The organism is Stenotrophomonas sp. STEN063, from assembly GCF_056854515.1.
In genome coordinates this window covers 1-10,557 of record NZ_JBXFWF010000100.1, presented here as the reverse complement: position 1 = coordinate 10,557, position 10,557 = coordinate 1, and the positions used below count along the sequence as shown (strand labels likewise).

Below are 10,557 nucleotides of genomic sequence, written 5' to 3'. Positions count from 1 at the left end.
CGGCGGTTGCGCCGGCGCGGTGGCGGCTTAAGGCCGCACACGCCCCCCCCCGCCCCCCCCCGCCCCTGGGCTGCGCCAAAGTGTGGGGGGCGGCGGTGGAGCCCTCCCTTTGGCGCAGCCAAGGGGAGGGTTGGGAGGGGTGCAGTTGATCTTCGCAGCCCTGCAGAAAACTCAGAACGGCTTCGCCAGCACCAAATAAACGATGGCAATGAACAGCACCAACGGCAGCTCATTGAACCAGCGCAGCGTGCCCGATGACGGCAGGGCCTTGCCCTTGATCGTGCCCTTCAACCAGCGCCCGGTGAAGGTGAAATACACCATCAGCAAGACCACCAATCCCAGCTTTGCATGCAGCCAGCCGGCAGCGCCCGGCGCCACCATGGTCGGGAACTCCGGCAGCACCTTGTAACCCAGCCACAGCACCAGCCCCAGGATGAAGGCAAAGCCGAACATCACATGGCCAAACCGGTACAGGCGCTTGCCCATCAACTGCAGCCGCTCCACCACCGCCGGCTGCCCCGCAGCCTCGGCCAGGTTGACCAGGATCCGCGGCAGGTAGAACACCGACGCCATCCACGCCACCACGAAAACAAGGTGGAAGGTCTTTACCCAAAAGTACGACTGCATGCGCTGGCTCCATCGGCGGCGTAGGATGAGCGCCATTTTCGCCCATCCGCACAAGACACGCACATGCAGGACAAGCAGTACGACGCCGACTACTTCCAACGCTGGTATCGCCGCGACGATATCGGCGGCGCAGCGCGCCTGGCACGCAAGGTGCAGCTGGCCGTTGCCGCAGCCGAGTACTACCTGGAGCGCCCGATCCGCAGCGTGCTCGACGTTGGCTGCGGCGAAGGCGCCTGGCGCGCGCCCTTGCTCAAGCTGCGACCCAAACTGCAGTACATGGGCTTTGACAGCAGCGAGTACGCAGTGCGCCGCTATGGCCGCACCCGCAACCTGCATCTGGCCAGCTTCGGCGACTTCCAGTGGCTGCGCCCCTGCGCGCCGGTCGACCTGCTGGTCTGCTCGGATGTCATCCACTACGTGCCCAGCCGCGAACTGCGCAAGGGCCTGCCGGGCCTGGCCGAACTCTGCGGCGGGGTCGCCTTCCTGGAGGCATTCACCGCCGAGGACGAGTTCCATGGCGACCACGACGGCTTCCAGCAGCGCCCTGCCCGCTGGTACAAGCGCCAGCTGCGTGAAGCGGGTTTCCGCGGCGTCGGCTCGCATTGCTGGCTGGGGCCCGCATTCAGCGAAGACATCGCCGCGCTGGAACGGGCCGACTAAAGGCCGATATCGGCTTAACGCCGCAAATGTCATAGTGCGCTATGCTGCACAGCATCATATGACTGTACATATTGGGACGTCATGCTTTATCAACTGCATGAATTGACCCGCAACCTGCTTGCGCCCTGGGTTCACCAGGCGCAGGCAAATGCGGCGTTCTTCAATAATTCGGGCCACTGGTGGTCGTCGATGCCGGGCGCTGATCGCTTCGCGGCGATGAACGAGCTGTTCCACCGCCTCGGCAAGGATTATGAGAAGCCCGAATGGGGCATCCACGAACTGGAACTTGATGGCGAGATCGTGCCGATCGCCCAGCTCACCGAAGTGGAGAAGCCGTTCTGCAAGCTGCTGCGCTTCAAGCGCCACAGCAACGAAACCTCCAAGGTTGAAGCCCTGCTCGCCCAGCCCATCGTGCTGGTGGTGGCGCCACTGTCCGGCCACCACGCCACGCTGCTGCGCGACACCGTGCGCACCCTGCTGCGCGACCACCGCGTCTATGTGACCGACTGGGTCGACGCGCGCATGGTGCCGGTGGAACAGGGCGAGTTCGGCCTGGACGACTACATCGAATACGTGCAGGAGTTCATCCGCCACCTCGGCGCCGAGAACGTGCACGTGGTCAGCGTCTGCCAGCCAACCGTGCCGGTATTGGCTGCAGTCTCACTGATGGCCAGCCGTGGCGAAACCACCCCGCGCTCGCTGGTGATGATGGGTGGCCCGATCGATGCGCGTTGCAGCCCGACCGCGGTCAACAACCTCGCCACCCGCAACCCAATGTCGTGGTTCGAGAACAACGTCATCCACACCATTCCGGCGCCGTATCCGGGCCAGGGCCGCCGCGTCTATCCGGGCTTCCTGCAGCACGCCGGCTTCATGTCGATGAATCCCAGCCGCCACTTGATGTCGCACTGGGATTTCTACACGGATCTGGTCAAGGGCGACCTGGACGATGCCAACGCGCATCGCCGTTTCTACGACGAATACAACGCCGTGCTGGACATGCCGGCGCAGTTCTACCTGGACACGATCCGCGTGGTGTTCCAGGAGTTCCTGCTGCCGCGCGGCGAGTGGTATGTGCGCGGCGAACACGTCGACCCCTCGGCGATCCGCGACACCGCCCTGCTGAGCATCGAAGGCGAGTTGGACGATATTGCTGGCCTGGGCCAGACCGAAGCGGCGCAGGCGCTGTGCACCGGCATCCCGGCCTCGCGCCGCGACCACTTCATCGTCGAAGGCGCCGGCCACTACGGCATCTTCAGCGGCCGCCGCTGGCGCGAAGTGGTGTACCCGAAGATGCGCGATTTCTTCAGCGCCCAGTCCGCGCAACCGGCGGCAAAAAAAGCCAGAAAAGCCAGCAGCAACGTAACCCCGCTGCGCCGCCGCGCCCAGCGCTGAGCCGGCTTGAGCCCCTCTCCCTGCGGGGTGAGAGGGGCAGCTTGCGAACCATTGGTTCGCTGCCCATCGAACGCCCTTGCGCCAGCGCAAGGGCCGGGGCGCGGCGCGGGGGTTGGGGTGAGGGCAAACCGAAGTCTGGAAAATATAGGCAACGGCCATCGCTCCGACGCCCCGGAAGAGGAAGCACTAACACCAAGGCCCCGGCACTCCCGGGGCCTTCTGCATTCAAGAAACCGCCTTCAAGCCCACAACCCCGACAACAATCACCGCCAGGCTAAGCAAGCGCGCCGTATTGCGCGACTCACCAAAGAACAACATGTTCACCAGCACCGCAGCCGCCGTTCCCAGACCAATCCACACCGCATAGGCAATGCTCAACTGGATGTAACGGAAGGATTGGTACAGCAGCACGAAAGAGGCGCCGAACCCGCCGAAGAACAGGATCGCGTTCGACAGACTCTTGCGCCCGCTGTAACGCTTCAGGCCGATCACGCCCACTGTCTCCATCAAGGCCGCGGCGATCACCAGAAACCAGCCCATATCAGCCTCCCTGCCCGTCTGCTTCAGGCGCGGCGGCCTCCTTGCCATCGGCCAGTTTCAACGCGATCACACCCGCCACCAGCACCGCCATGAACACCCCCTTGGCCAGGCTGAAGCTGCCGTCGAACAGGAAGATATCCATCAGCGCCGTGCCCACCGTGCCAACGGCGGCAAACACCGCATACACCGTGCCGGTCGGCAATGATTCGCAGGCCTTGGCCAGCCAATGGAAATCCACCACGATCACCACGATGATCGGAATCCAATGCCACCATGCGGCAGCCACATTGAAGCCATACACCCAGACCAGTTCGAACAGACAGGTCAGGGCCACGTAGAACCAGCCCTTGTTGGCCACGGCGTTCTCCACAAAAAAACCGCCACCAGCATAGCGCGAGGCAGTGCCGAGCCATGCTCGGCAGGGGCTTTGCCGGCAGTGCAAGCAACTCCGGCTTTTTGTGGGAGCGGCGTGAGCCGCGAAGCTACAACTGAATCCGCCAGCGAAGAGCCAACCCCTCCCCAGCCCTCCCCTTCGCTGCGCGAAAGGGAGGGAGCGTAGTGCCGAGCCATGCTCGGCAGAGGCTTTGCCGGCAGTGCAAGCAACTCCGGCTTTTTGTGGGAGTGGCGTGAGCCGCGAAGCTACAACTGAATCCGCCAGCGAAAAGCCAACCCCTCCCCAGCCCTCCCCTTCGCTGCGCAAAAGGGAGGGAGCGTAGTGCCGAGCCATGCTCGGCAGGGGCTCTACCAGCAATCCAGAACTGTAGTAGCGGCGTCAGCCGCGAAGCTGGCAACAATGACTGGCGGGGTATTTCTGCCTTCCGACCATCTATCAGCTTCGCGGCTGACGCCGCTACTACAGAAGGGTCTATCTGTAATGCCTCTGCCGAGCGTGGCTCGGCACTACAAAAGACGAGGGCGCCATCGGCGCCCTCGTCTGCATTCCCTTGCGCCGCCGTGCTTACAACCGCACCAGCAGATGCTTGGCCATGGCGCCGTGCAGCTTGCCGATGCCACGCGCCAGATGCAGCGTGCCGAACAGCAGCAGCACGCCTACACCCAGCGACACCGGCCACAACCAGAACGGGTTGCCGATATTGACGCCGTCGATCCAGATCCCCATCGGCAGGTTGGAGAACAACGAAACCAGCGGCGCGAATACCAGTGCCAACGAGGTCGACAGCAAGGTCGTCGCCACGGTGAAGTACAGGATGCCCAGCGGCAGCATCAGCACGAAATACAGCATGGTCAGCCAGGTGCGGCCGTCCGAGAACATCGCACCGATGCGCTGCAGCCAACCCTGGCTGCGATCGGTATAGGTCGGGCGGCGCGGCATGCGCACGCCCAGCATGGTCTCGATGATGCGGCCTTCGACCAGCGACAACACCCGCACCGAGCCCAGGAACAGCAGCAGGACCGGAATACCGATGATCACGATCAGCAGCGATAGCGACAGCGACAAACCGGTGACCACCCAGGTGAAGAAGAAGATGCCGGTGGCCAACGACAACAGCATGTAGAACAGCGCGCCATACGTGTGCGGGTCCATCGCAACACCGAAGAACCGCGCCAGCAAGGAGCGCGGAGCAGGCTCACGGACCGCCGCCGCGACACCCGGCTCGGCTGGCGATGCAGCCGACTCCGCTGCCACCGCTGCAACAACCGGTACCACCCGCACCGGTGGCCGCGGTGTACGCAGTGCGCGATTCACCGTCACCTCGGTTTCGCGGTAGATCTCTGCAACCTCTTCAGGCGCGCCGTAACTGCCGGCGACACCGGCAATCACCTCGGCCTCGCTCTTGCCCGGCTGTTCGGCCAGCTCCGAGCGCAGGTACTCCTCCGCGTCGTAGAGCGCATCCTGGATCATCGCCAGGTCAGCGCCGCTCAACGCGGCGCGCAGCTGGTCCAGGTATTCGGGAATCGTCGTCGGCAGCGCTCGCGCGGTGTATTCGGTATTCATCAGTTGATTCCTTCCAGTACGGACTCGACCGAGTCCCGGGTGGCATTCCAGGCTGCTATCCACTGCCGCAGCGCGGCGCGGCCGTCGTCATTGATGCGGTAGTAGCGCCGCGGCGGTCCAGCCACCGATGGCTCCACGTGGCTTTCCAGCAGACCCGCGCCTTCCAGGTTGCGCAGCACGGGGTACAGCGCGCTCTGTTTGCCACTGAGCACCCCGTCGCCAACCCGCTCCAGCTCCTTGGCGATCAGATAGCCGTACAGCGGCTCCGGCGCCTTGGCCAGCACCGCCAGCAAGGCCAGCGACACCGTGCCTGTGCTCAATTCCTTCTGGAACTTGCGTAGATGGGCATCCAACTCAGTCATGGCCTTCACTCCTGCCGACTAGCGTGAAGCAGATACTAGTACTTAGTTCGCTATAGTGAATATGCCGGTAGTCACCCCCACCTCGGTCATGAGGCTGGCGGGCGGCACGGGCAATCGCGCAGAATCGGGCCACACCCAACTGGAATGCGCCCGATGACGCTACGTCCCTGCCTGCTTGCGCTGGCTCTGTCGCTGTCCCCGCTGCCGCTGCTGGCGGCCGACGCCCCCGCCAAGTACCGCAGCGCGCAGGAAATCATCGATGCCGCGCCGGCCAGCGACTGGCACAGCCCGGCAGCGGAGAACACCCTGTACATGGATCTGGAAGGCGGCCGCGTCATCATCGAGTTGGCCCCACAGTTCGCCCCCGAGCACGCCGGCAACATCCGCACCATGGCCAGGGAGCACTTTTGGGACGGGCTGAGCATCTACCGCTCGCAGGACAACTTCGTGGTCCAGTTCGGCGACGCCGATGCTGACGATGCGGCCAAGGCCAAGTCGATGGGCAGCGCCAAGACCCATCTGCCTGCAGAGTTCCAGCGCCCGCTGGAAGGGCTTGCCTTCACCGCCTTGCCCGACCGCGACGGTTGGGCCGCCAGGACCGGCTTCGTCGGCGACTTCGCGGTCGGTAGTGATGGCAAGAATGCCTGGTTGGCGCATTGCTATGGTGCGCTCGGTGCCGGCCGTAACAACGATGAGGACAGCAGCGTCGGTGCGGAACTCTATGTGGTCACCGGCCAATCACCGCGCCAGCTGGACCGCAACATCACCCTGGTGGGCCGCGTGCTCAAGGGCATGGAACTGCTCAGCACGATCAAGCGTGGTCCCGACCCGATGGGCTTCTACGAAGACCCCGCGCAGCGCACGCAGATCAAGGCGATCACCTTGGCCAGCGAATTGCCGGAAGCACAGCGGGTAAACCTGCAGGTGCTGCGTACCGATTCGAAGACCTTCGCCGACGCGGTGGAGGCGCGTCGTAACCGCGTGGATGGTTTCTACAAGCGCGCCGCAGGCCATATCGACCTGTGCAACATCCCGTTGCCGGTGCGGGTCCGGTAAAAGAGCGAACCATGTAGTGCCGAGCCATGCTCGGCACTATGCCCCCTCCCTTTCGCGTAGCGAAGGGGAGGGCTGGGGAGGGGTTGGCTCTTCGCCGGCTGGTCCAACTGAAGCTTCGCCGCTACTGGCCCGAGGCCAGCCAGCGCCGCTCCTACAAAAGCGCAGAGCGAAGGTGCTCGGGTTGCCGGCAGCGCCCCTGCCGAGCATGGCTCGGCACTACAGGTCGGTGGGTTTGGCTTGGAAGGCCCCTGCCGAGCGTGGCTCGGCACTACAGGTCGATTGGTTTGGCTTGGAAGGCCCCTGCCGAGCATGGCTCGGCACTACCGCGGGTGCGGGGGCTTGACATGCCCGGGCAATCGGGCGCTTAATCAATTAACGAATTAGTTAATTCATTACCCATGTCTGCCGACCATATCTTCGAAGCCCTTGCCTCACGCCCACGCCGGGAGATCCTGGCCTATCTGTCGGCGCAGGAACTCACCGCTGGCGAGATCGGCCAGCGTTTCGAGATGAGTGCGCCGGCCATCTCACGCCATCTCTCGGTTCTCACCGCTGCCGGGCTGGTCACCAGCGAGCGCCGCGGCCAGTTCGTTTTCTACCGGCTTACCCCCGACAACATGGTCAACACCTTGAGTCGCTTTGCCTTCGAGGTCTGCCCAACCGCCGGGCCGCTGCAGCGCGAATCACGTCGCAACGCCAGGACCAAGGCAAAACCCGCCAGCTGACAACCACGAGGCATCGCATGGAACGCAGTCGCACTCCCAACGAAAGCAGCTTTCCGCATGTCTCGATCAATGCCAGTGATGGCAAACGTGCTGCGGAAGTCACCCTACTGACCCAGCTCGATGTAGGTGCTGGTGATGCAGTCGCAACAGCGGCAGGTGCACGCCAAGCCCAGCACGCGGATTTCAACGACGCCCTGGACGAGCCTTCGGCGCGGCTGTCAGCTCCCGATCTGGCTGCCGGCGACAACGCCGCGCTGTACACCTTCTCGGTGGGCCGCCATGGCCACCCCTTCCATCGTCATGCTGCACCGCGCGTGTTCACTGCCATCAGCGGCAGCGGTGGTGCGCGTCTGCGCTTCATCGCCGCCGGTTCGGCCTGCGATACGCCGCAGGATATCCGGCAGGCCCTGCGCCACGTCGAGATTGCCGCCGACTGCCTGTTCACGGTGCGCATGGCCGCCAACACCTGGCACCAGTTCGAACCACTGCGCGGCAACGGCAGGCACCCGGCGCTGTTCGCGGTTTCCTGCCATCCCGATGAAACCGCAGGCGCACTGCCCCCCGCACAACAGGCACAGGTCATGCGCGGCGAAGCCGACCTCGCCAGCCTCACTGAACTGATGCCGGCAGCACTGCAGCAGCACACACAACAGACGCAGGTGTGGACCAGCGTACTCAGCTTCGATCCGCTACCTCGGCAAGCCTGGGCCTGCGCGCATCTGCGTCGTCATGCCGGGCAGGTGCGCCAGCTGCTGGTGCAACTCCACCCACGCAACGGCATCCGTTCGCACCGACTGCCCACCCTGCAAACACACAGCAGCCATCAGCTGCCGCCAGACTCGCTGCTGGCCAAGCAATTGCCGCGTCATCACCACCAGGATCACGTGGAGATCCAGATCGCTAAACACTGGCTCGGCGGCAGCAATCCGGAACAGCTGCTGGCAGCCTTGCTTACCGCCTTCATCCAACAACCTGCCAGCAGCGTCAGCGGCCTGATGCGGCTGCGGAATCTGTTGGCGCGGCCGTTGCGACTGCGCACCTCCTCACTGGGCTGCCCGGTATCGTCGCTGTTGAGCGATGCGCCGACACAACGCTTTGCCCAGCGCTTCCCGGTGCTGGCCATGTCCAGCAGTACCAACGCGGCGCAGGTGCTGCTCGGCGCCGATGATCGCCACCTTCAATTCCGCTCCAGCGTCAGCGTGCAGCGCGAAGGCGAACGGGTCACCTTCAGCCTCTCCACCCGCGTGTATTGCCGCAATCCCTTCGGACACCTGTACATGGCCGCGGTGGACCCGGTGCATCGCCACTTCATCGCGCCGAAGATGTTGAAGACCGCCGTCAATTGCCTGCTGGAGGAAGCAGCAGCTGCCGTCCCTGCCGGTCGTGCGGCTATCGTGACGATGTGAGCGGCGGCATCGTTCAGCCGATGGGACGATGCAGGCAGTAAACGGCGACTACCGGAGCTGGCTGTGTCGCAGTAAGTTGACGGTTCGTCCTGAAGGAGCCTGCCATGGCCCACGTCACCATTGAATCAACGGGGAGCAACTACGCCCATCGCATCAGCAACGGCATCCACCAGCTTGTTGCCGATGAGCCTGCCCGGCTGGGCGGCCAGGACGCGGGCATGGCGCCGTTCGATCTTTACCTGGCATCACTGGCGGCCTGCACTGCGATTACCTTGCGTATGTATGCAGAGAAAAAAGGCTGGGAGCTGGGTGAGTTCAACGCCGAGCTGACCTCTACCCGCGATGAAGCCGGTAAGCTGCAGGTGCACCGCATTCTTTCCGCTACCGGCGCGTTGACCGACGAACAATGGGAACGACTACTGGACGTAGCCACCCGCACACCGGTCACGAAAGTGATGGGCGAAGGTGCGACCATCACCAGCGAACACCGCGCCCTGAAGAGTTGAGACGCCATGTTTACGATTGTTGTTATCTGGGATGCAGACAACGCCGAAGTGACCCAGTGGGACGAGACCCCGTGGGTCACCACCTTCAAGGATCGCGAAGTGTCTTTGCGGGCAGGGCCACGCGAGCGCGTGGATGCCAATGGCGTCAGCAGCCAGGTGGCGGTCTATCTGCCCGATGAGTTCAACGAGGAAGAGTTCCAGGACCTGTTCGCCGCGCACGAGAAGCGCATTCCCGAATTGCACCTGCATGGCTGATGCCCGCTCTTGTGGGAGCGGCGTCAGCCGCGAAGCTGGCACCGTTTCAGAGCATCAGCTTCGCGGCTTACGCCGCTCCCACAAATCTGCGGATTACTTCTTCTTGCGGCGGCGCCACCACAGGCGCAGCAACCATGCCAGGAAGCCACCAACCAGAATCAACGGCAGCAGGCCTGCGACGATGCGGATCACATAGGCCACGCTGGTGGTGAATATCTCGCCGAAATCACCGAACGCGCGGCCAATCTCGCTGCGATTACGCTGGCTGTTGGTCGATTCGATATTGATCGTCACCAGCTGCGTATCGATGCGGCGGTGCTGCTGCGCCGAATCACGATTGGCCTGCTGCAGGCCGGCTTCGATCTCAGACAGCCGCGCCGAAATCGTCAGCAGATCCGCCACCGCCAGATCCTTGCGCTGCTGATACTCGAGCAGGCGTTCATGCTCGGCCTTCAGGCGATCCTGCATCAATCGGGTATCGGCAACCTGCTGGGCCAGGTCCTCGGCCTCGGTGTTGCGGGTAGTCACCTCGCCCTTGTCGCTGGCCAACGCGATCAGCGGCTCCACGCCCTTCGGCGCGACCCGCACCTTGATTGAACCGCGGGGCGTATCGCCGCCCTGCTGGGACACATTGAGCACCGCGCAGTCGCCGAACTTCGCGCTCTGGCAGGCATCGGATACCGCCTTCACCCGCGGCGCGATGTCTTTGCCCGGCAACTGCAGTTGCACGGTGTGCTCATAGGCCAGGAATGCGCCCTCTGGCGATTGCACCGCATCGGCTGCCACCGCCGCGCTCTCGGCCGACATCTCATGTTTGGCACAGCCAGCCAGCGCCAGCAGCGCACCCAGCGCCAATACCAAGGTCCTTCCGTGCAGTTGCTTCATGCGTCCATGTTCCAATTGATCTCGTGGCGGCAGCATAACGACTTGGCTGAATACGAAGGCTAAAAATTTGTGCAGAGCCGGGTAGCCCGCGGTAACGCACGGCCCCCCCGGGCTAGGGGGGGCCGATATACCAACTTAACCGGGTCGCCGCGCGTACGCCGCCGAGCGCTATGCCCCCAAATC

At 63.8% G+C, this 10,557-nt stretch carries 13 protein-coding genes; 7 read left to right on the top strand and 6 right to left on the bottom strand.

Translation table 11 applies throughout. The features are described 5' to 3' along the window. Nucleotides 1–171: 171 nt before the first annotated feature. Nucleotides 172–627 (bottom strand): CopD family protein, encoded by a 456-nt coding sequence (locus tag AC1VWL_RS18470; RefSeq protein ID WP_481510839.1) that lies wholly within the window; start codon nt 625–627, stop codon nt 172–174. Nucleotides 628–690: 63 nt separating this feature from the next. On the opposite strand from AC1VWL_RS18470, the gene AC1VWL_RS18465 reads away from it, so the two are divergent. Beyond that, nucleotides 691–1,287, top strand: a complete 597-nt coding sequence (locus AC1VWL_RS18465; protein ID WP_282273139.1) for a class I SAM-dependent DNA methyltransferase — start codon at nt 691–693, stop codon at nt 1,285–1,287. 81 nt (nt 1,288–1,368) lie between these two features. Continuing rightward, a complete protein-coding gene (locus AC1VWL_RS18460) occupies nt 1,369–2,682 on the top strand; it encodes a polyhydroxyalkanoate depolymerase (RefSeq protein ID WP_481615752.1) in 1,314 nt (437 codons plus the stop codon). Nucleotides 2,683–2,907: 225 nt separating this feature from the next. Here AC1VWL_RS18460 and AC1VWL_RS18455 read toward each other — a convergent pair whose 3' ends face one another. The 4 genes from AC1VWL_RS18455 to AC1VWL_RS18440 all read right to left on the bottom strand — a co-directional run bounded on the left by AC1VWL_RS18455 (nt 2,908) and on the right by AC1VWL_RS18440 (nt 5,541). Then, entirely contained in the window at nt 2,908–3,222 is a 315-nt protein-coding gene (locus AC1VWL_RS18455) for a DMT family transporter (RefSeq protein ID WP_482987650.1), read from the bottom strand. A 1-nt stretch (nt 3,223) separates the two neighbouring features. After that, nucleotides 3,224–3,580: a DMT family transporter gene (locus AC1VWL_RS18450; RefSeq protein ID WP_481615754.1), complete on the bottom strand. Its 357-nt coding sequence runs from the start codon at nt 3,578–3,580 to the stop codon at nt 3,224–3,226. Between the two features lie 600 nt (nt 3,581–4,180). Further along, nucleotides 4,181–5,179, bottom strand: coding sequence for a sensor domain-containing protein (locus AC1VWL_RS18445; protein ID WP_482987649.1), 999 nt, complete (start codon nt 5,177–5,179; stop codon nt 4,181–4,183). Beyond that, entirely contained in the window at nt 5,179–5,541 is a 363-nt protein-coding gene (locus AC1VWL_RS18440; protein ID WP_296251505.1) for a PadR family transcriptional regulator, read from the bottom strand. The genes AC1VWL_RS18445 and AC1VWL_RS18440 overlap by 1 nt, the downstream gene beginning before the upstream one ends. A gap of 153 nt (nt 5,542–5,694) precedes the next feature. Between AC1VWL_RS18440 and AC1VWL_RS18435 the strand changes: the two genes are divergently transcribed. From AC1VWL_RS18435 to AC1VWL_RS18415, 5 genes are all read left to right on the top strand, one after another. Beyond that, a complete protein-coding gene (locus AC1VWL_RS18435; RefSeq protein ID WP_482987648.1) occupies nt 5,695–6,597 on the top strand; it encodes a peptidylprolyl isomerase in 903 nt (300 codons plus the stop codon). Nucleotides 6,598–6,995: 398 nt separating this feature from the next. Further along, nucleotides 6,996–7,322, top strand: a complete 327-nt coding sequence (locus AC1VWL_RS18430; protein ID WP_482987647.1) for a metalloregulator ArsR/SmtB family transcription factor — start codon at nt 6,996–6,998, stop codon at nt 7,320–7,322. A gap of 17 nt (nt 7,323–7,339) precedes the next feature. Then, nucleotides 7,340–8,728 carry a DUF2867 domain-containing protein gene (locus tag AC1VWL_RS18425; RefSeq protein WP_482987646.1) on the top strand — a complete coding sequence of 463 codons (1,389 nt, stop codon included), beginning with the start codon at nt 7,340–7,342 and terminating at the stop codon, nt 8,726–8,728. A 104-nt stretch (nt 8,729–8,832) separates the two neighbouring features. Further along, complete coding sequence (locus AC1VWL_RS18420; RefSeq protein WP_481615464.1) at nt 8,833–9,234, top strand: OsmC family protein; 402 nt, start codon at nt 8,833–8,835, stop codon at nt 9,232–9,234. Between the two features lie 6 nt (nt 9,235–9,240). Beyond that, the gene (locus AC1VWL_RS18415; protein WP_282273345.1) at nt 9,241–9,489 is read left to right on the top strand and encodes a hypothetical protein; all 249 of its coding nucleotides are present in this window, start codon (nt 9,241–9,243) and stop codon (nt 9,487–9,489) included. A 93-nt stretch (nt 9,490–9,582) separates the two neighbouring features. Here AC1VWL_RS18415 and AC1VWL_RS18410 read toward each other — a convergent pair whose 3' ends face one another. Beyond that, a complete protein-coding gene (locus tag AC1VWL_RS18410) occupies nt 9,583–10,374 on the bottom strand; it encodes a DUF4349 domain-containing protein (RefSeq protein WP_482987645.1) in 792 nt (263 codons plus the stop codon). Between the last annotated feature and the right edge of the window lie 183 nt (nt 10,375–10,557).

Excerpts from the sequence above, each read along its gene's own strand:
- AC1VWL_RS18410 (WP_482987645.1), bottom strand. The coding sequence starts at position 10,374 with ATGAAGCAACTGCACGGAAGGACCTTGGTATTGGCGCTGGGTGCGCTG.
- AC1VWL_RS18445 (WP_482987649.1), bottom strand. The coding sequence starts at position 5,179 with ATGAATACCGAATACACCGCGCGAGCGCTGCCGACGACGATTCCCGAA.
- AC1VWL_RS18415 (WP_282273345.1), top strand. The coding sequence starts at position 9,241 with ATGTTTACGATTGTTGTTATCTGGGATGCAGACAACGCCGAAGTGACC.
- AC1VWL_RS18465 (WP_282273139.1), top strand. The coding sequence starts at position 691 with ATGCAGGACAAGCAGTACGACGCCGACTACTTCCAACGCTGGTATCGC.
- AC1VWL_RS18455 (WP_482987650.1), bottom strand. The coding sequence starts at position 3,222 with ATGGGCTGGTTTCTGGTGATCGCCGCGGCCTTGATGGAGACAGTGGGC.
- AC1VWL_RS18470 (WP_481510839.1), bottom strand. The coding sequence starts at position 627 with ATGCAGTCGTACTTTTGGGTAAAGACCTTCCACCTTGTTTTCGTGGTG.
- AC1VWL_RS18460 (WP_481615752.1), top strand. The coding sequence starts at position 1,369 with ATGCTTTATCAACTGCATGAATTGACCCGCAACCTGCTTGCGCCCTGG.
- AC1VWL_RS18430 (WP_482987647.1), top strand. The coding sequence starts at position 6,996 with ATGTCTGCCGACCATATCTTCGAAGCCCTTGCCTCACGCCCACGCCGG.
- AC1VWL_RS18440 (WP_296251505.1), bottom strand. The coding sequence starts at position 5,541 with ATGACTGAGTTGGATGCCCATCTACGCAAGTTCCAGAAGGAATTGAGC.
- AC1VWL_RS18420 (WP_481615464.1), top strand. The coding sequence starts at position 8,833 with ATGGCCCACGTCACCATTGAATCAACGGGGAGCAACTACGCCCATCGC.
- AC1VWL_RS18425 (WP_482987646.1), top strand. The coding sequence starts at position 7,340 with ATGGAACGCAGTCGCACTCCCAACGAAAGCAGCTTTCCGCATGTCTCG.
- AC1VWL_RS18435 (WP_482987648.1), top strand. The coding sequence starts at position 5,695 with ATGACGCTACGTCCCTGCCTGCTTGCGCTGGCTCTGTCGCTGTCCCCG.